The organism is Pseudomonas sp. B20, from assembly GCF_020515755.1.
In the GTDB taxonomy this organism is placed as follows: Bacteria; Pseudomonadota; Gammaproteobacteria; order Pseudomonadales; family Pseudomonadaceae; genus Aquipseudomonas; species Aquipseudomonas syringae.
In genome coordinates this window covers 93,828-112,689 of record NZ_JAHPJG010000024.1, presented here as the reverse complement: position 1 = coordinate 112,689, position 18,862 = coordinate 93,828, and the positions used below count along the sequence as shown (strand labels likewise).

General features: G+C 59.6%; 15 protein-coding genes. 10 read left to right on the top strand and 5 right to left on the bottom strand.

Annotation, left to right across the window (positions count from 1 at the left end; genetic code table 11):
* Window positions 1-397: 397 nt before the first annotated feature.
* Window positions 398-1,774 (bottom strand): glutamine synthetase family protein, encoded by a 1,377-nt coding sequence (locus LIX91_RS21800; protein WP_003413528.1) that lies wholly within the window; start codon window positions 1,772-1,774, stop codon window positions 398-400.
* Window positions 1,775-2,367: 593 nt separating this feature from the next.
* Between LIX91_RS21800 and LIX91_RS21795 the strand changes: the two genes are divergently transcribed.
* From LIX91_RS21795 to LIX91_RS21765, 7 genes are all read left to right on the top strand, one after another.
* Window positions 2,368-3,726: a glutamine synthetase family protein gene (locus LIX91_RS21795; RefSeq protein ID WP_002555767.1), complete on the top strand. Its 1,359-nt coding sequence runs from the start codon at window positions 2,368-2,370 to the stop codon at window positions 3,724-3,726.
* Between the two features lie 68 nt (window positions 3,727-3,794).
* Window positions 3,795-5,159, top strand: a complete 1,365-nt coding sequence (locus LIX91_RS21790) for an aspartate aminotransferase family protein (protein ID WP_065093481.1) — start codon at window positions 3,795-3,797, stop codon at window positions 5,157-5,159.
* A 142-nt stretch (window positions 5,160-5,301) separates the two neighbouring features.
* The gene (locus LIX91_RS21785; protein WP_003382101.1) at window positions 5,302-6,399 is read left to right on the top strand and encodes a polyamine ABC transporter substrate-binding protein; all 1,098 of its coding nucleotides are present in this window, start codon (window positions 5,302-5,304) and stop codon (window positions 6,397-6,399) included.
* Window positions 6,400-6,570: 171 nt separating this feature from the next.
* The gene (locus tag LIX91_RS21780) at window positions 6,571-7,665 is read left to right on the top strand and encodes a polyamine ABC transporter substrate-binding protein (RefSeq protein ID WP_003413524.1); all 1,095 of its coding nucleotides are present in this window, start codon (window positions 6,571-6,573) and stop codon (window positions 7,663-7,665) included.
* Window positions 7,666-7,720: 55 nt separating this feature from the next.
* The gene (gene potA, locus LIX91_RS21775; protein ID WP_003420200.1) at window positions 7,721-8,863 is read left to right on the top strand and encodes a polyamine ABC transporter ATP-binding protein; all 1,143 of its coding nucleotides are present in this window, start codon (window positions 7,721-7,723) and stop codon (window positions 8,861-8,863) included.
* Window positions 8,860-9,780 carry an ABC transporter permease subunit gene (locus LIX91_RS21770; RefSeq protein WP_226489123.1) on the top strand — a complete coding sequence of 307 codons (921 nt, stop codon included), beginning with the start codon at window positions 8,860-8,862 and terminating at the stop codon, window positions 9,778-9,780. The genes potA and LIX91_RS21770 overlap by 4 nt, the downstream gene beginning before the upstream one ends.
* A complete protein-coding gene (locus LIX91_RS21765; protein ID WP_003318275.1) occupies window positions 9,777-10,658 on the top strand; it encodes an ABC transporter permease subunit in 882 nt (293 codons plus the stop codon). The genes LIX91_RS21770 and LIX91_RS21765 overlap by 4 nt, the downstream gene beginning before the upstream one ends.
* Window positions 10,659-11,419: 761 nt before the next feature.
* On the opposite strand, the gene LIX91_RS21760 is transcribed toward LIX91_RS21765, so the two are convergent.
* The gene (locus tag LIX91_RS21760) at window positions 11,420-13,807 is read right to left on the bottom strand and encodes a penicillin acylase family protein (protein ID WP_226489122.1); all 2,388 of its coding nucleotides are present in this window, start codon (window positions 13,805-13,807) and stop codon (window positions 11,420-11,422) included.
* A gap of 270 nt (window positions 13,808-14,077) precedes the next feature.
* On the opposite strand from LIX91_RS21760, the gene LIX91_RS21755 reads away from it, so the two are divergent.
* Entirely contained in the window at window positions 14,078-15,019 is a 942-nt protein-coding gene (locus tag LIX91_RS21755; RefSeq protein WP_046235948.1) for an alpha/beta hydrolase, read from the top strand.
* Here LIX91_RS21755 and LIX91_RS21750 read toward each other — a convergent pair.
* Together LIX91_RS21750 and LIX91_RS21745 are read right to left on the bottom strand one after the other, a co-directional pair.
* Window positions 15,016-15,207: a hypothetical protein gene (locus LIX91_RS21750; RefSeq protein WP_003372153.1), complete on the bottom strand. Its 192-nt coding sequence runs from the start codon at window positions 15,205-15,207 to the stop codon at window positions 15,016-15,018. The two genes, LIX91_RS21755 and LIX91_RS21750, sit on opposite strands and share 4 nt — an antisense overlap.
* Window positions 15,208-15,258: 51 nt before the next feature.
* Window positions 15,259-16,017, bottom strand: coding sequence for a DUF2059 domain-containing protein (locus LIX91_RS21745; RefSeq protein ID WP_003420191.1), 759 nt, complete (start codon window positions 16,015-16,017; stop codon window positions 15,259-15,261).
* A gap of 141 nt (window positions 16,018-16,158) precedes the next feature.
* Here LIX91_RS21745 and LIX91_RS21740 point away from each other — a divergent pair, with 141 nt between their 5' ends.
* Together LIX91_RS21740 and LIX91_RS21735 are read left to right on the top strand one after the other, a co-directional pair.
* Window positions 16,159-16,794, top strand: a complete 636-nt coding sequence (locus tag LIX91_RS21740; protein WP_003316482.1) for a 2OG-Fe(II) oxygenase — start codon at window positions 16,159-16,161, stop codon at window positions 16,792-16,794.
* Between the two features lie 138 nt (window positions 16,795-16,932).
* Window positions 16,933-17,370, top strand: a complete 438-nt coding sequence (locus tag LIX91_RS21735) for a DUF4399 domain-containing protein (RefSeq protein WP_226489121.1) — start codon at window positions 16,933-16,935, stop codon at window positions 17,368-17,370.
* 232 nt (window positions 17,371-17,602) lie between these two features.
* On the opposite strand, the gene serA is transcribed toward LIX91_RS21735, so the two are convergent.
* Window positions 17,603-18,832: a phosphoglycerate dehydrogenase gene (serA, locus tag LIX91_RS21730; protein ID WP_002555754.1), complete on the bottom strand. Its 1,230-nt coding sequence runs from the start codon at window positions 18,830-18,832 to the stop codon at window positions 17,603-17,605.
* Between the last annotated feature and the right edge of the window lie 30 nt (window positions 18,833-18,862).

Sequence of the window (18,862 nt, the reverse complement as noted above, 5' to 3'; positions counted from 1 at the left end):
AGGGCCCGTAAATGCTCCGAAAACAGTGCGCCTGATCAATCGCCTTCGCGAGCGAGCTCGCTCCCACAGTGGTCTTGCTTACTGCATTCAATCGGCGGAGCGCCTGCCACACGCACTCCCTGTGGGAGCGAGCTTGCTCGCGAAAGGGCCCGTAAATGCTCCGAAAACAGCGCGCCTGATCAATCGCCTTCGCGAGCGAGCTCCGAGTGGTAGCGCTGTTCTGGACGCTCTGCGTCCGATCTTGGACTGGCGGTGCGGCGCAGAGGTGTGACGCGGAGCGTCATGAACTGCATTCACACGATGGAGCGTGAGAAACGATAGGTGTCCGCGGGCTGCACACCAAACAAAAACGCCGCAAGGCTCAAAGCCTGCGGCGTTTTGTGTTACTCGGCCTCAATCAGACCGTATGCAGATACCAGTTGTACTCGAGGTCGGAGATGGAGTGTTCGAACTCTTCCAGCTCGCTCTCTTTACAGGCCACGAAAATGTCGATGTATTTCGGGTCGATGTACTTGGCCATCACCGGGTTGTCGTCCAGCTCGCGCAGTGCATCACGCAGGTTGTTCGGCAGGCTTTGTTCATGCTGCTCGTAGGAGTTGCCTTCTACCGGGGCGCCAGGCTCGACCTTGTTGACCAGGCCATGGTGCACGCCCGCCAGGACCGAAGCCATGACCAGATACGGGTTGGCATCGGCACCGGCAACGCGGTGTTCGATACGTACCGCATCGGCGGTGCCGGTCGGTACGCGAACGGCGACCGTGCGGTTATCCAGACCCCAGGTCGGCGAGTTGGGCACATAGAACTGCGCACCGAACCGGCGATACGAGTTGACGTTCGGGCACAGGAAGGCCATTTGTGCCGGCAGGGTCTCGAGCACACCGCCGATTGCGTGACGCAATGCGGCGTTCTGCTCGGGATCCTCGCTGGTGAAGATGTTCTTGCCATCGCGATCCAGGATCGAGATGTGAACGTGCAGACCATTACCCGCCTGACCCGGATAGGGCTTGGCCATGAAGGTCGTGTCCATCTCGTGATCGTAGGCGATGTTCTTGATCAGGCGCTTGAGCAATACGGCGTAATCGCACGCCTTGATCGCGTCGGCGACGTGATGCAGGTTGACTTCGAACTGGGCCGGGGCGCTTTCCTTGACGATGGCGTCGGCAGGAATGCCTTGTTCCTTCGCGCCTTCGAGGATGTCCTGAAGGCAATCGACATATTCGTCGAGGTCGTCGATCAGGTAGACCTGTGTCGAATGCGGGCGTTTGCCGGAGATCGGCGAGCGGGGCGGTTGTGGGCGACCGTTCACGTTCTCCTGATCGATCAGGTAGAACTCCAGCTCGAACGCGGCGCAGATGGTCAGGCCCATTTCGTCGAATTTGGCGACGACCTGACGCAATACTTCACGCGGGTCGGCGAAAAACGGATCGCCTTCGAGTTCGTGCATGGTCATCAGCAATTGCGCGGTAGGGCGCTTTTGCCAGGGCTCGTTGCACAGAGTGTCGGGGATGGGATAACAGATTCGGTCAGCATCACCGATGTCCAGGCCCAGGCCGGTGCTTTCCACCGTGGAGCCATTGATATCCAGAGCAAATAAAGAGGCAGGCAGGTTGATGCCCTTCTCGTAAACCTTATGGAGGCTGGTGCGTTCGATGCGTTTGCCACGCACCACACCATTCATATCTGCAATCAGAAGGTCAACGTACAGAACCTCAGGATGTTCCTTAAGGAACGCGTTCGCTTCGTTAAGCTGAACGGCACGCGGGGGTACCGACATGATGCAACACCTTTGTTGTTAAAAATATCAATCATCAATGATTGCGGATCTCAGTCAATCCGAAAGCCATGATGAAGTCAATAGAGCCTTTTTTGCCCTAAAACTGCGCCATATGGCCTTTTTTGCTGCTATTTAGGGCGTTTTATTCCGTTTCTGACCGTTGTTAAATACGAGCTAGAGCGGCCTGTCTTCTATTTTTAACGGGTTGTTGTATAAAAAAATGAACGAGGCTAAGCTCGATCGCAACCCAGTAGAGCAACAATAGCGGGGGTCCAATGCTTCACCTTTCCCTGGTCGACACGCGACTATCAAGTCCGTACGGCGCCCATCATGCCTGTGATATCGGTGCTCGTGGTGGGTTGCCACACATTGCGACATCCCTGAACGGCCATCGAAGCCAGTCTGCTCTACTCTCAACGCTGGACATTACCACTATAACGGCTTCGTCAGCGTGACCGCGGCCGTCTGGAAATCCGGTCCCGCAGCTGTCACCTTACCCCTATTCGGCGTCTGCCGAAACGAGTTGTACATCATGACGCCGATGCGTCTGGAACGCCTGATCACGATCAGGACAATAAAACCCTGAGGTATTTATGAGTACCAACCTCGACCAGCTCACCGATTGGTTGAAAGAACACAAGATTACCGAAGTCGAATGCATGATGTCCGACCTCACCGGGATCACGCGCGGCAAGATCTCGCCGACCAACAAGTTCATCGCTGAAAAAGGCATGCGTCTGCCTGAAAGCGTGCTGTTGCAGACGGTGACCGGTGACTACGTAGAGGACGATATCTACTACGAGCTGCTGGACCCGGCAGACATCGACATGATCTGCCGCCCTGACCAGAACGCGGTGTATCTGGTGCCCTGGGCGGTCGAGCCCACTGCGCAGGTGATTCATGACACCTACGACAAGCAAGGCAACCCCATCGAGCTGTCGCCGCGCAACGTGCTGAAGAAGGTCCTCAAGCTCTACGCCGATCAGGGCTGGCAGCCCATCGTGGCGCCGGAGATGGAGTTTTACCTGACCAAGCGCAGCGACGACCCGGACTACCCGCTACAGCCGCCGATCGGCCGCTCCGGGCGTCCGGAAACCGGCCGTCAGTCGTTCTCGATCGAAGCGGCCAACGAGTTCGATCCGCTGTTCGAAGACGTCTATGACTGGTGCGAACTGCAGAACCTCGACTTGGACACGCTGATCCACGAAGACGGCACGGCGCAGATGGAAATCAACTTCCGTCACGGTGATGCGCTGTCGCTGGCCGACCAGATTCTGGTGTTCAAACGCACCATGCGCGAAGCCGCCCTCAAGCACGATGTCGCGGCGACCTTCATGGCCAAGCCGATGACCGGCGAGCCAGGCAGTGCCATGCACCTGCACCAGAGCATCATCGACATCGAGACCGGCAAGAATATCTTCTCCAATGAAGACGGGACCATGAGCGAGCTGTTTCTGAACCACGTCGGTGGTCTGCAGAAGTTCATCCCCGAGCTGTTGCCGCTGTTCGCACCCAACGTCAACTCGTTCCGGCGCTTTCTGCCTGACACCTCGGCGCCAGTGAACGTCGAGTGGGGCGAAGAAAATCGCACCGTCGGCTTGCGTGTGCCGGACGCCGTACCGCAGAACCGTCGTGTGGAAAACCGTCTGCCGGGTGCCGATGCCAACCCTTATCTGGCCATCGCCGCCAGTCTGCTGTGCGGGTTCATTGGCATGGTCGAAGGCATCAACCCGAGCGCACCGGTGGTCGGACGCGGTTACGAGCGGCGCAATCTGCGTCTGCCGTTGACCATCGAAGACGCGCTGGAGCGCATGGAAAACAGCAAGACCATCGAAAAATACCTGGGCAAGAAATTCATCATCGGTTACGTCGCGGTCAAGCGCGCCGAGCATGAAAACTTCAAGCGCGTGATCAGTTCGTGGGAGCGGGAATTCCTGCTTTTCGCCGTCTGATCACGCAGAGCGCCGCCGCGGTTGAGGCGCGGCGCTCTGCCAACTGACCTGATCAAAGGAAGTGCTGCATGAGTGCCAACAACCCGCAAACCCTCGAATGGCAGGCCCTGAGCAGCGAGCATCACCTGGCACCGTTCAGCGACTACAAACAACTGAAAGAGAAAGGCCCGCGCATCATTACCCGTGCCGAGGGCGTTTATCTGTGGGACAGCGAGGGCAACAAGATCCTCGATGGCATGTCCGGCCTGTGGTGCGTGGCCATCGGTTATGGCCGCGAAGAACTGGCCGACGCAGCCAGCAAACAGATGCGCGAGTTGCCGTACTACAACCTGTTTTTCCAGACCGCCCACCCGCCGGTGCTGGAGTTGGCCAAGGCCATTTCCGAGATCGCACCGCAGGGCATGAACCATGTGTTCTTCACCGGTTCAGGCTCTGAAGGCAATGACACGATGCTGCGCATGGTTCGTCATTACTGGGCGCTGAAAGGCCAGCCGAACAAGAAAACCATCATCAGCCGTGTCAATGGCTACCACGGCTCCACCGTCGCCGGTGCCAGTCTGGGTGGCATGACCTACATGCACGAGCAAGGCGATCTGCCGATTCCAGGGGTGGTGCACATTCCCCAGCCCTACTGGTTCGGCGAAGGCGGCGACATGACGCCGGACGAGTTCGGCATCTGGGCTGCAGAGCAACTGGAAAAGAAAATTCTTGAGCTGGGCGTCGAGAACGTCGGCGCGTTCATTGCCGAGCCGATCCAGGGCGCAGGCGGTGTGATCGTCCCGCCTGATTCCTACTGGCCGAAGATCAAGGAAATCCTTTCCCGCTACGACATCCTGTTCGCCGCCGATGAGGTGATTTGTGGCTTCGGGCGTACCAGTGAGTGGTTCGGTAGCGATTTCTATGGCCTCAAGCCGGACATGATGACCATCGCCAAAGGACTGACCTCCGGTTACGTGCCGATGGGCGGCCTGATCGTGCGCGATGAAATCGTCGCGGTGCTCAATGAGGGTGGCGACTTCAATCATGGCTTTACCTACTCCGGGCACCCGGTGGCTGCGGCGGTCGCGCTGGAGAACATCCGTATCCTGCGCGAAGAAAAGATCGTCGAACGGGTCAGGTCGGAAACGGCACCGTATTTGCAAAAGCGTTTACGTGAGTTGAGCGATCATCCACTGGTGGGCGAAGTTCGCGGTGTCGGGCTGCTCGGGGCCATCGAACTGGTGAAGGACAAGGCCACCCGCGAGCGCTATACCGACAAGGGCGCGGGAATGATCTGTCGAACCTTCTGCTTCGACAATGGCCTGATCATGCGGGCTGTGGGCGATACCATGATCATTGCGCCACCGCTGGTGATCAGTTTTGCGCAAATCGATGAACTGGTAGAGAAGGCGCGCAAATGCCTGGATCTGACACTGGCGGTGTTGCAGGGCTGAAAACGCAGAAAAAAGCGTCGATTCAAGCGCAATGTGCATTGTTTGAGGGGCTTCGGCTTGAAAGCCTGCCCAGGAAGTTGCCAGACTAATGGCTACACGCCGCTAACTGACGGTCAGTGATAAAAATACATTGGAGCTACGCATGAAAAAATTTGGCAAGACCCTTCTCGCGCTGTCCCTGATGGGCGTTGTGGCCACTGCTGCGCAGGCCGATGACAAAGTGCTGCACGTCTATAACTGGTCCGATTACATCGCGCCGGACACCGTTGCCAAATTCGAGAAAGAATCGGGCATCAAGGTGGTCTACGACGTTTTCGACAGCAACGAGACGCTTGAAGCCAAATTGCTCGCGGGCAAATCCGGCTATGACATCGTCGTGCCGTCCAACAACTTCCTGGCCAAGCAGATCAAGGCCGGCGTTTATCAGGAGCTGGACAAGTCCAAGCTGCCAAACTGGAAGAACCTCAACGAATCGCTGCTCAAGGCCGTGTCGGTCAGCGACCCGGATAACAAGCACGCATTCCCGTACATGTGGGGTTCGATCGGTATCGGCATCAACCCGGACAAGGTCAAGGCCGCTCTGGGTGCTGACGCGCCAGTCAATTCCTGGGACCTGCTGTTCAAGCCGGAGAACGCTGCCAAGCTGAAATCATGCGGCATCAGCTTCCTCGATTCGCCGACCGAAATGCTGCCGATTGCCCTGCATTACCTGGGCTACCCGACCGATTCTCAGGACAAGAAGCAGCTCGCCGAAGCTGAAGCGCTGTTCATGAAGATTCGTCCGTCGATTGGCTATTTCCACTCGTCCAAGTACATCTCGGACCTGGCCAACGGCAACATCTGCGTCGCAGTCGGTTACTCGGGTGACATCTACCAGGCCAAATCCCGCGCTGCTGAAGCCGGTGGCAAGGTGAAGGTTGCCTACAACATTCCGAAAGAAGGCGCCGGCAGCTTCTATGACATGGTCGCCATTCCCAAGGATGCCGAAAACGTCGAGGGTGCCTACAAGTTCATGACCTTCCTGATGAAGCCGGAAATCATGGCCGAGATCACCAACGCCGTGCGCTTCCCGAACGGTAACGCGGCGGCTACGGCGCTGGTCGACAAGGAAATCACCAGTGACCCTGGTGTTTATCCACCTGCTGACGTACAGGCCAAACTGTATGCAATCGCTGACCTGCCTGCTGCTACGCAGCGGATCATGACCCGCAGCTGGACCAAGATAAAGTCAGGTAAATAAGCCTGTCATCAAACCTGTGGATGCTGCGTAGCCTCGGCCGCGCAGCAGCCAGCAGACAGGAATATTGCCTAAACCTTTGCTGGTTGGGCTCATAGACGGTAAGTTGCGCGCCGGTTTGGTTTTCCGGACGCCCTCCGGCGCTCAGGCCCCTCTGTTAAAAGGACTCATTCTTTGTCTATTTCTATTCTTTCCAAAGCCTTGCTGGCGGCTGCCGGGCTGACACTGTCGATCAGTGCCCAGGCTGAGTCCACCGTGCATATTTATAACTGGTCCGATTACATCGGCAAGACCACCCTGGCCGACTTCGAAGCCACTACCGGCATCAAGCCGATGTACGACGTGTTCGACTCCAACGAAACCCTGGAAGCCAAGCTGCTGGCCGGACGCACAGGCTATGACGTGGTGGTGCCGTCCAATCACTTCCTCGGCAAGCAGATCAAGGCCGGTGCGTTCCAGAAACTCGACAAGTCGCTGTTGCCCAACTACAAGAATCTCGACCCGGCGCTGCTCAAGCGCCTGGAGAAGAACGATCCGGGTAACCAGTACGCCGTGCCGTACCTGTGGGGTACCAACGGCATCGGTTACAACGTCGAGAAGGTCAAGGCGGCACTGGGCGTCGACAAGATCGACTCCTGGGCCGTGCTGTTCGAGCCGGAGAACATCAAGAAGCTCTCCAGCTGTGGCGTAGCGTTTCTCGACTCCGCCGATGAAATGTTGCCAGCGGTGCTCAACTACATGGGGCTGGACCCCAACAGCACCAAGGAAGCCGATTACAAGAAGGCCGAGGCCAAGCTGCTGGCGATTCGTCCTTACGTGACCTATTTCCACTCGTCCAAATACATCACCGACCTGGCCAATGGCGACATCTGCGTTGCCGCAGGTTTCTCGGGCGATGTGTTCCAGGCCAAGGCTCGTGCAGAAGAAGCGGGCAAGGGCGTGAAGCTCGCGTACAGCATTCCGAAAGAGGGCGGTAACCTGTGGTTCGACATGCTGGCGATCCCGGCGGACTCGAAGAACATCAAGGCGGCCAGTGCCTTCATCAACTACATGCTCGACCCCAAGGTGATCGCCAAGGTCAGCGATGAAGTCGGCTACGCCAACCCCAATCCCGCCTCCGGCGAGTTCATGGACCAGAGCATCCGTACCGATGAAGCGGTCTATCCGCCTCAGGAAGTGCTGGACCGTCTGTTCGTGAACAGCGAGTTGCCACCCAAGGTGCAACGTCTGATGACCCGCAGCTGGACCAAGGTCAAGTCGGGCAAATAAAAATCCAGCACCCGGCCATATGGGCCGGGTTGCCTACCTGTTGGGAGTTTCACCCATGGCAGTTGCCTCCGGCGCCTACAAGAAAGCCATCGAAGGCGGTCAGCAACCCAAAGAGGTGCTGGTCAAGATTGATCGGGTCACGAAAAAGTTCGACGAGACGATCGCTGTGGACGATGTGTCCCTGCAGATCAACAAGGGCGAGATCTTCGCCCTGCTTGGCGGCTCTGGCTCCGGCAAATCGACACTGCTGCGCATGCTGGCCGGGTTCGAACGGCCGACTGAGGGGCGCATCTACCTCGACGGTGTCGACATCACCGACATGCCGCCGTATGAACGCCCGATCAACATGATGTTCCAGTCCTATGCGCTGTTCCCGCACATGACTGTGGCGGACAATATCGCCTTCGGCCTCAAGCAGGACAAGCTGGGCAAGTCGGAAATCGAAGCCCGCGTGGCAGAGATGCTCAAGCTGGTACAGATGACACAGTACGCCAAGCGCAAGCCGCATCAGCTCTCCGGCGGTCAGCGTCAGCGCGTGGCCCTGGCCCGTTCGCTGGCCAAAAAGCCCAAGCTGTTGCTGCTCGATGAGCCGATGGGCGCGCTGGACAAGAAACTGCGTTCGCAGATGCAGCTGGAACTGGTGGAGATCATCGAGCGCGTCGGCGTGACCTGCGTGATGGTGACTCACGATCAGGAAGAGGCCATGACCATGGCCGAGCGCATCGCGATCATGCACCTGGGCTGGATCGCGCAGATCGGCAGCCCGATCGACATTTACGAGACTCCGACCAGCCGTCTGGTCTGCGAATTCATTGGCAGCGTCAACCTGTTCGAAGGTGACGTGATTGAAGACATGGAAGCCCATGCGCTGATCCGCAGCCCCGAGCTGGAGCGCAATATCTATGTCGGCCACGGCGTCAGTACGTCGGTGGAAGACAAGCACATCACCTACGCACTGCGTCCGGAGAAACTGCTGATCACCACCGAGCAGCCCGGCTTCGAATACAACTGGTCGCGCGGCAAGGTCCACGACATCGCCTATCTGGGCGGTCACTCGGTGTTCTACGTCGAGCTGCCGGGCGGCAAGCTGGTGCAGTCGTTCGTCGCCAACGCCGAGCGGCAGGGCGCACGGCCTACCTGGGGCGATGAAGTCTACGTGTGGTGGGAAGACGACAGCGGCGTGGTACTGCGCTCATGAAAATGCGGAAGATCAAGCGCACGTTCGAGCGCATAAAGCCCAACGGGCAGCAGATGGTCATCGGCGTGCCGTTCCTCTGGCTGTTCCTGTTCTTTGCTCTGCCGTTTCTGATCGTGCTCAAGATCAGCTTCGCCGAGGCCGACGTCGCGATCCCGCCGTACACCGAAATCTTCAGCTACGCCGACGAAAAGCTGCAGATGGTCCTCAACTTCGCCAACTACACCTTGCTCAGTGGCGATGATTTGTACGTTTCGGCCTATCTGGGTTCGCTGAAGATGGCCTTCATCAGCACCTTGCTGTGCCTGCTGATCGGCTATCCGATGGCCTACGCCATCGCCAGCGCGCGCAAGGACCTGCAAACCGTGCTGTTGCTGCTGATCATGATGCCGACCTGGACGGCGATCCTGATCCGCGTCTACGCCTGGATGGGCATCCTCAGCAACAACGGGCTGCTCAATGCGTTCCTGATGTGGCTGGGCCTGATCGACGCGCCGCTGCAGATCCTCAACACCAACCTGGCGGTGTACATTGGCGTGGTCTATTCCTACCTGCCGTTCATGATCCTGCCGCTGTACGCCAACCTTGTGAAGCACGACACCAGCCTGCTGGAAGCCGCCTCCGATCTGGGCTCAAGCACCTTCAACAGCTTCTGGAAAATTACCGTGCCGCTGTCCAAGAACGGCGTGATCGCCGGCTGCATGCTGGTATTCATTCCGGTGGTGGGCGAGTTCGTGATTCCCGAGCTGCTCGGCGGCCCGGAAACCCTGATGATCGGCCGCGTGCTGTGGCAGGAATTCTTCAACAACCGTGACTGGCCGGTGGCTTCGGCGCTGGCGGTCATCATGCTGCTGGTGCTGATCGTGCCCATTATCCTGTTCAACCGCAGTCAGGCCAAAGAACTGGAGGGCAAGGCATGAACCGCTTTCGATTCTCGAACCTGATGCTGGTGCTGGGTTTGCTGTTCATCTATGCGCCGATGGTGATTCTGGTCATCTACTCGTTCAACGCCTCACAACTGGTGACGGTCTGGGGCGGCTGGTCGGTGAAGTGGTACGTCGGCCTGCTGGATAACTCGCAACTGATGGGCTCGGTGATGCGCTCGCTGGAAATCGCCTGCTACACCGCCGTTGCTGCGGTAGCGCTGGGGACCATGGCGGCGTTTGTGCTGACCCGCATCAGCCGCTTCAAAGGCCGCACGTTCTTTGGCGGTCTGGTCACAGCTCCCCTGGTAATGCCGGAAGTGATCACCGGTCTGTCGCTGTTGCTGCTGTTCGTGGCCATGGCGCAATTGATCGGCTGGCCGCAGGAACGCGGCATCATGACCATCTGGATCGCGCACACGACGTTCTGTGCGGCCTACGTGGCGGTGGTGGTGTCGGCGCGCCTGCGTGAGCTGGACCTGTCGATCGAAGAAGCCGCAATGGACCTGGGCGCCCGGCCGTGGAAGGTGTTCCTGCTGATCACCATCCCGATGATCGCGCCATCGCTGGCAGCCGGGGGCATGATGTCCTTCGCGCTGTCGCTCGATGACCTGGTACTCGCCAGCTTCGTCTCCGGGCCCGGCTCGACGACCTTGCCGATGGAAGTGTTCTCTGCCGTGCGTTTGGGTGTGAAGCCTGAAATCAACGCCGTGGCGAGCCTGATCCTGCTGGCCGTGTCACTGGCGACCTTCCTGGTCTGGTTCTTCACCCGCCGCGCCGAAAACAACCGCAAGCGTGCGATCCAGCAAGCTATCGAGGAAAGCGCGGCAGACGCCTGGAAGCAGCCAGATCCAAGGCGTGCACCGGCGGCGTGAAGACCTGATCGTGCGCGATACACAAGTCAGCTCCTGATTCTGCCCGCAGGGCGTGGGAACGAACTTGTTCGCGAACTGCCGGGGACCGGCAGCCAAACCAGCGACCTCGGTTGTGCCAGATGTACCGCACGTGACGGTTTCACTGTCGGTTCCCGACAGTTCGCGAGCAAGCTCGCTCCCACGCCCTCCGGGCAGAAGCCCCATTGCCTGGCCCGGCGCAGAGAGTGTCGCTACGCCCCCGGCACCAGCCGCAAAACGCCTGGAAGCAGCCTGATCATGCGCGATACGCAAGCTCGCTCTTGATTCTGCCCGCAGGGCGTAGGAGCGAACTTGTTCGCGAACTGCCGGGGACCGGCAGCCAAACCAGCGACCTCGGTTGTGCCAGATGTACCGCACGTGACGGTTTCACTTTCGGTTCCCGACAGTTCGCGAACAAGTTCGCTCCCACGCCCTCCGGGCAGAAGCCCCATTGCCTGGCCCGGCGCAGAGAGTGTCGCCACGCCCCGGCACCAGCCTTAAAACCTCTGGAAGCAGCCTGATCGGGCGCGATACGCAAGCCCGCTCTTGATTCTGCCCGCAGGGCGTAGGAGCGAACTTGTTCGCGAACTGCCGGGGACCGGCAGCAAAGCTAGCTACCTCGGTTGTGCCTGATGTACCGCACGTGACGGTTCCACTGTCGGTTCCCGACAGTTCGCGAACAAGTTCGCTCCCACGCCCTCCGGGCAGAAGCGCCATTTCCGGGCCCGGCGCAGAGAATGTCGCTACGCCCCCGGCACCAGCCGCAAAACGCCTTCCGTATGCTCGGCCACGTCCTTCTCGCTGAAGCGCTGCGGCAAGTATTCGCCGTTCACGAAGGCTTTGGCCTGATCGGAATAGTGCTTGTCGAACGGCACGCCGCTTTGTCCTACCGGGTTTATCCCCAGGCTGTGTGCCGGGTCGGCGAAGTCGATCAGGCGGCGGGTCGAGGGGCCGTAGCCGACTGGCCACGGGGCGGGGCGGATGCTCGACGACAGGTTGTTCGGCACTTCATGCGTGCCCGGCGCTGCATACGGGCCGACGTTGAAAATCATGTCCAGCGGCTTTTGCGAACCCAGCGGATGGCCTTGAGTCAGGGTATGCGCCTTGCCCCACACCCATTCGTCCGGGTTGGTGCCGTACAGCGACCTCAAGTGCGAAACACTGGCGCGCCAAGCCACCTTGACGGTGTTGGCGCGGCTTTCTTCGTGGGGTGAATTGCGATTGTTCCACCACGGCGAATCGGCATCGGCGGCCAGGCGCGGCAGGGCGGCGTCCAGCACGCGGGTCGACAGCAGGGTTTCAAACATCGCGTCGCCCAGTTCGTCGTGAAAGGTCTCTTCGGTCAGGTCGAACAGGAACTGATTGAACAGCGTGGCACCCACCGAATCCACGGGGTAATCGCCTTTCCAGCTGGCCAGTCGCTCCACGAGCACCCGTTCGTCCGGGTCGCTGACAGCACTGCGCAGCACCGGAATCAATGGCCTGAGAATGCTCGGTGCATAGTCGGTCTGCGTACCCAGTTGCAGCGCCTTGCTGGCGGCAAGGTCCCACTTGATGCTGGAGTCACTCAGTTGCCGGTTCAGCGCCTGGCCGCGTTCGGCCGGGTTGTAGTAGCCGGGAATCTGCATGCCGGTCGGCGACTGCGGCTGGAAGTTGGCTGACACGATGTAACCACGCGCCGGGTTTTCTTCGTGCGGGTTGGCGCTGAACGGGTAAAAGCCGAGCTTATCGGCCTGCGCCGTGCTGCCATCCAGAATGAAACCCGGGTTTACGCCCTGCGGACGGATCGGCAGTTGCGCCGCAGCCCACCAACCAATATCGCCCTTGGCGTTGGCCCAGACGATGTTGAGGCCCGGCGACTGAATCTTCTCGGCTGCGCTACGCATCTTGTCCAGTGTATCGGCGCGGTTGGCCTCGTAGAAGCCGTCCAGCACCGGGTTGGCGGACGCCAGAAACGACCACCACATCGCGATTGGCGCCTGGCCGGCGTTCTTGCCCATCACATTGTTGACGATCGGTCCGTGCGGCGATTCGAGCAGCGTCAGTGTGACCGGGGCCTGGCCCTTGACGGCGATCTGCTGCTCGGTGCGTTTCATGTCCGTCCATTGCCCGTGGTACCAGACCTGATTCGGGTTATCCGGGTTGGTCTTCTCGGCAATCAGGTCCACGTCATCGTTCTGGAACATGGTCAGGCTCCAGCCGAAATCCATGTTGTGGCCCAGCAACGCGAACGGGTTGAGTGCAGGAAAGTGCCCGTACAGCTCGAAGCCCGGCGCAGACAGCTGCGCTTCGTACCATATCGAAGGCACCGAGAAGCGTATGTGCGGGTCACCCGCCAGGATCGGCTTGCCGCTTTGCGTGCGGCTGCCGGAAATCACCCAGGCGTTGCTGCCTTCGAATTGCGGCAGACCAGCGTCTTCAAGCGCCTTGTGACTCAACTGCGCCAGCTGATTCAGGCCCTTCCAGTCGGCGTCGGCCAGTGCCGGTTTCGAGTCGAGCATGCCGTCCGGGTGCCAGTCCAGGTCGAAGACTTTCAAGTACTCCGGCCCAAGCTGATCGCGCACATAGGTCAGCAGCGGCTCGGTTCTGAACGCCGCAGCAAAACTGTAAGCCAGATAGCCGGCGATGCTGACCGTGTCCTCTGTGGTGAAGCGTCGTCTGGGGATGCCCAGTGCGTCGAACTCCATCGGCCTTGCGTGGGTGTCCTGATACTGGTTGATGCCATCAATGTAGGCTTCCAGCGCTTTCCAGGTCGGGGTGTTCTTGTCCTGGCGTGCGACATACGCGTCCGCGTGTTCGCGAATGCGCAGGGTGCGAAACAGTTTGTCGGTCTCGACCAGATTCGGCCCGAGTACCTCCGCCAGCTCGCCGCGTGCCAGGCGACGCAGCATTTCCATCTGGAACAGCCGGTCCTGAGCATGGGCATAGCCCAGCGCACGGTAAAGGTCGGCTTCGTTCTCGGCGCGGATGTGCGGCACGCCACGCTCGTCGTAGCGCAGGGTGACGGGGGCCTGAAGACGGCTCATGGCGATCTCGCCGTCGCGTACCGGCAACTTGCTATTTACGTACCAGCCCGCGCTACCTGCAAGCAGCGCGATGATGATGGCTAGAATGAAGAGGCTGCGTTTCATCCGGTTTCTCTGTAAATGGCGTAGGCAGGAATGGAGACTATCGTTGTGACGCAGTTGACTCGATGAAACCCGGCACAAGAGCCTGTTTGAAGCGGCTTCAGGGCGAATTCGGGCAGGTGAGCCCGCGAGCATTGCCCAGTGTGCAGACAGTAATGTGCACGTTCAATGACAGATGTCTGCGATTACAGCGGCTTAGCTTGCCATGCCGTGGCAGACAGAAGAATATCGTTACACAACTTTACGAGCCATTTGTTGAAATCTGGAAACCACATGTCCGCCACGTTCGACCCCGATAACCTGCGTGCCAGCCTGCTGCCGCTGAGCGTTATTGATCCGCTTTCCATGGAAGGACTGGCCTATCAGCGCTTCTACGGTCTTGCCGGACTGTGTGGCGAGAACGTCATACGCAGCTGGCTGGGGCGCCTCGATGTGGCGGGCTACGAGGTGGTCGGGCAGGTCTGGCTGCCTGACAGCCCGGTCGCCACGCTGTTTCTGTTTCACGGCTTCTATGACCACATGGGGCTGTACCGGCATGTGATCGAGTGGGCTCTGGAGCAGGGCTTTGCCGTGATCGCCTGCGACCTGCCGGGGCATGGTCTGTCGAGCGGCAGCCGTGCCTGTATCAATGACTTCGCCGAATACCAACTGGTGTTGCAACGCCTGCTGCTCGAAGCCGAAGGCCTTGGGCTGCCGCACCCCTGGCACCTGTGCGGACAGAGCATGGGCGGTGCCATCGTGACGGATCACCTGCTTCATCAGGGGGCAGATTCGCCGGCGCAGGGTGAGGTGATTCTGCTGGCGCCGCTGGTCAGGCCGCGCGCCTGGGGCTGGTCGCGTCTGAGTTATCACCTGCTCAAACCGTTTGTGAACGGCATTGCCCGCCGTTTCACCGAAAACTCCAATGCACCCGCGTTCCTGCCTTTTCTGATGGCCGATCCGTTACAGCCGCTGCGGCTGCCCACGGCCTGGGTCGGCGCGCTGGCGCAATGGATCGTGCGTGTTGAAAGCGCGCCGCGCAGCCTGCGCAGCCCGCTGATCATCCAGGGCGAGGCGGACATGACGGTCGACTGGTCGCACAATCTGGCGATTCTGAAAGACAAGTTCAGCCAGCCGCAGATTCTGATGCTCGGGCATGCCCGGCATCATCTGGCCAACGAAACGCCAGAGCTGCGGGCTCGGTACTTCGATTTTCTGAAAGGGCGACTTCGTTAGACTTTTTCAGCCTTGCCGGCCTGCAGCGCCTTTACCTGTCGGCGCAGGCGATAGTTTTCAAGGGCCAGTACGACGAGCATCAGTGCCCCAAACACGGCAAAGGCATCCTGTCCCAGAGAACTCCAGAACAGCCAGGAGAAAAAGGCCATTACGATACCGGTGGCTAGCAAAGCCAATGAGTCTTTCATTCGATGGTGTCCATTCCTTTGACCTCAGGCGCTTGAAGGCCTGAGCGGTTTTTACTGTCCGGGATTGAGGCTCGACGCACTTTGTCCGACGGCCAGGCCGGCACGAATCGCGGCCAGAGCGGCCTGGTAATAGGCTTTGCCTTCCGGCGACTCGGCGAAGGTCGAGAATTCTTCGAGCTCAGGGTCCGACAGGTCGCGATAGACGTACAGCAGCGTGTTGTTCAGATCAGCACTCATCTGCGCCATCAGGCGCTCGCGCTGGCCTTCGAGCATGCCCTGCGCCTGGCCTCCACCGAACAGGCCGGGAATCATCTGGCTCAGGCTGTCTGCAGCAACGCCTGCGATGGCAAGACTGACTTCCGCGCCGGCTTCTCTGGCAGGCAACGCCTGGGCCAGATGGCCGATCAACAACTGACGCGTTGCATCCGCTTCGATATGCGGCAGCCCCTGGGCATGTTTGGCCAGCTGATCGGCGCGGGTGGCGGTCAGCTCGGCATTGACGATCTTGCGGCCCAGCGGTGACTGGAAAAACTGCAGCGACGGGGCAGGGTCCTTGAGGCTTTCACGCAGGCGCTTCGAGGCGCGCTGGTCCATGGCCTGGGGGGCGAAACGCTGATTGCTGTTGTTGACCAGCGCTTGATAAACCGCGGGCGGCAGGTTGTTGCTGTAACGCTGTTGGGCAGCTTTGAGGGCATCGTTGAAATGCGCGCGCTGTTCCGGCCAGCCTGCAGACTTGTACAACTGATCGTAGCTGTCTGCCCAGGCAGGTGAGGTGCAGAACATCAACAGCAAAACAAACAAACGACGCATTGGGGACTCCTGTCGGCAGGCCGCTATTCTCCCGGTGTTGGCGTGGATTTGTCGAGTTATGAGTGGCTTCGGTGAATGAAATCTCATGCGTGTGATGCCGCCTGTATAAGCCTCTGTCCGATTTCAGGGCTTATGGATACTATGCACGCCATGCGCATACCCTCTGACCACCCACTGCTGTTACGAATCGTCGACGATCTGGCCGCCAACGGCTGGTCGCAGCAGAATATTTTCCTGCCCGAAGCTCTGACTCTGGAACTTGAGCAAGAGTGCCGCAAACGTGCGGCCGAAGGCGAGCTCGAGCCTGCCGCGATTGGCAAGGGAACCGCGCTGGAAATACGCGAGGGGATTCGTGGCGACCGCATTCAGTGGCTCGAGCCGGGGCAGGTGCAGTGCTGCGACCGCTATCTTGAGCTGATGGACAGTTTGCGTCAGGCGCTCAATCGTGGCCTTTTCCTCGGCCTGGAAGATTACGAAAGCCATTTTGCGCTGTATCCGCCGGGTGCCCGCTACCTCAGGCATGTGGACCGATTCCGCGATGACGACAGGCGCATGGTGTCGGCGGTGCTCTACCTCAACAACGCCTGGCTGCCCGAGCACGGCGGCCAGTTGCGCATGTACCTCAAGGACGAGGTGGCTTACGACGTTCAGCCTACGGGCGGCTGCCTGGTGGTCTTTCTGTCCGGCGAAATTCCCCACGAAGTCATGCCCGCCAGTCGTGATCGACTGTCACTGACGGGATGGTTCAGACGCCGGGGCAACGAGCTGTTCCAGTGACCTGCGGGCTGCGTTCATGAAAACAGTTTCATCAATGCGATGAGCCATTGGGCCTGACTGCGGTCTATCGTGAGCACTCCTGAACCGACGGATTCGTCGTGTGAGGGTCGACTTACGTCAACTGCAGCCGGAGCAATCATGAAATCCTTATTTTCTGGAACGATGGTCGCCGGCCTGTTGCTCAGCGCATCCATGCTGGCCAGCGCCGCCGATATACCACGCACCGCAGCCCCTGAAGGCGCCGAGGTGTACATCATCTCGCCCAAGGACGGTGAAACGGTCACCTCACCGTTCAAGGTGCAATTCGGCCTCAAGGGCATGGGCGTCGCGCCTGCGGGTGTCGATGTGCCCGAGACCGGTCACCATCACCTGCTGATCGACGTGAAGGACCAGCCGTCGATGAATGCACCACTGCCGGTCAGCGACAACATCCGCCACTTCGGCAAGGGCCAGACCGAAACCGAAATCAACCTGCCGCCGGGCCAGCACACCCTGCAATTGCTGATGGGCGACAAAGGCCACATGCCGCTGAACCCTTCGATCGAGTCGAAGAAGATCACCATCAATGTGAAGTAGGGCTGTCAGTGCTGGTGTGACGCAGAGCGTCACGAACGGCATTCCCACGCTGGAGCGTGAGGAACGATCATCTCAACTATCGTGCGACGCTCTGCGTCGCATGCCTTTCTGGACGCTCTGCGTCCTCTTGCGACGCGGAGCGTCGTGAACGGCAGTCCACTGGAGCGTGAGGAACGATAGGTGCCCGCAAGACCATCGATCGTGCCCACACGGGGTGGGCACGGCGCTCGGATCAGAACAACACGCGGCTGCGGATAGTGCCTTTGATCTGTTGCAGCTTGGCCTGGGCGAGGTCGGAGTATTCGGCGTCGACGTCGATGACCACGTAGCCGACTTTCTCGTTGGTCTGCAGGAACTGACCGGAGATGTTGATACCGTTTTCGGCGAAGACCTTGTTGATCTCGCTGAGCACGCCCGGGATGTTTTCGTGGATGTGCAGCAGGCGGTGCTTGCCAGGGTGCGCAGGCAGCGCCACTTCCGGGAAGTTGACCGAGGACACCGACGTACCGTTGTCGCTGTACTTGACCAGCTTTTCCGCCACTTCCAGACCGATGTTGGCCTGCGCTTCGGCTGTGGAGCCACCGATGTGCGGCGTCAGGATCACGTTGTCCAGACCGCGCAGCGGGCTTTCGAAGATGTCGTCGTTCGAGCGCGGCTCGACCGGGAACACGTCGATGGCGGCGCCGATCAGGTGCTTGTCCTTGATGGCGTCAGCCAGTGCGTCCAGCTCGACCACCGTGCCACGCGCAGCGTTGATCAGGATGCTGCCCTTTTTCATCGCGCGGATTTCTTTTTCGCCGATCATCCACTGGGTTTCCGAGGTTTCCGGAACGTGCAGGGTGACGATATCGGACATGCCCAGCAGCTCGTTCAGGCTCGACACCTGAGTGGCGTTGCCCAGCGGCAGCTTGGTCAGTGTGTCGTAGAAGTACACCTGCATGCCCAGACCTTCAGCCAGCACCGACAGCTGCGTACCGATCGAACCGTAACCGATGATGCCCAGCTTCTTGCCACGGATCTCGAAGGAGTTGGCAGCGCTCTTGATCCAGCCGCCACGGTGGCAGGAAGCGTTCTTCTCGGGGATACCGCGCAGCAGCAGGATGGCTTCGGCCAGCACCAGTTCGGCGACCGAACGGGTATTGGAGTAGGGCGCATTGAACACTGCGATACCGCGCTCGCGCGCCGCGTTCAGGTCAACCTGGTTGGTGCCGATGCAGAAGCAGCCGACCGCAACCAGTTTCTTGGCGCAATCGAACAGCTCTTCGGTCAGCTGAGTACGGGAGCGGATACCGATGAAATGGGCGTCGGCGATCTTTTCTTTCAGTTCGGCTTCCGGCAGAGACTTGGTGTGGTACTCGATGCTGGTGTAACCGGCTGCCTTGAGGACGTCGACAGCGGATTGGTGGACGCCTTCGAGAAGAAGGAACTTGATCTTGCTCTTGTCGAGGGAAGTCTTGCTCATCTGCGTAAACCTGTGTCCCGAAGAAAATTG

Coding starts and splice junctions, on each gene's coding strand:
- LIX91_RS21800 (WP_003413528.1), bottom strand. CDS start 1,774: ATGTCGGTACCCCCGCGTGCCGTTCAGCTTAACGAAGCGAACGCGTTC.
- LIX91_RS21755 (WP_046235948.1), top strand. CDS start 14,078: ATGTCCGCCACGTTCGACCCCGATAACCTGCGTGCCAGCCTGCTGCCG.
- LIX91_RS21790 (WP_065093481.1), top strand. CDS start 3,795: ATGAGTGCCAACAACCCGCAAACCCTCGAATGGCAGGCCCTGAGCAGC.
- LIX91_RS21740 (WP_003316482.1), top strand. CDS start 16,159: ATGCACGCCATGCGCATACCCTCTGACCACCCACTGCTGTTACGAATC.
- LIX91_RS21765 (WP_003318275.1), top strand. CDS start 9,777: ATGAACCGCTTTCGATTCTCGAACCTGATGCTGGTGCTGGGTTTGCTG.
- LIX91_RS21735 (WP_226489121.1), top strand. CDS start 16,933: ATGAAATCCTTATTTTCTGGAACGATGGTCGCCGGCCTGTTGCTCAGC.
- LIX91_RS21770 (WP_226489123.1), top strand. CDS start 8,860: ATGAAAATGCGGAAGATCAAGCGCACGTTCGAGCGCATAAAGCCCAAC.
- serA (WP_002555754.1), bottom strand. CDS start 18,832: ATGAGCAAGACTTCCCTCGACAAGAGCAAGATCAAGTTCCTTCTTCTC.
- potA (WP_003420200.1), top strand. CDS start 7,721: ATGGCAGTTGCCTCCGGCGCCTACAAGAAAGCCATCGAAGGCGGTCAG.
- LIX91_RS21750 (WP_003372153.1), bottom strand. CDS start 15,207: ATGAAAGACTCATTGGCTTTGCTAGCCACCGGTATCGTAATGGCCTTT.
- LIX91_RS21760 (WP_226489122.1), bottom strand. CDS start 13,807: ATGAAACGCAGCCTCTTCATTCTAGCCATCATCATCGCGCTGCTTGCA.
- LIX91_RS21795 (WP_002555767.1), top strand. CDS start 2,368: ATGAGTACCAACCTCGACCAGCTCACCGATTGGTTGAAAGAACACAAG.
- LIX91_RS21745 (WP_003420191.1), bottom strand. CDS start 16,017: ATGCGTCGTTTGTTTGTTTTGCTGTTGATGTTCTGCACCTCACCTGCC.
- LIX91_RS21785 (WP_003382101.1), top strand. CDS start 5,302: ATGAAAAAATTTGGCAAGACCCTTCTCGCGCTGTCCCTGATGGGCGTT.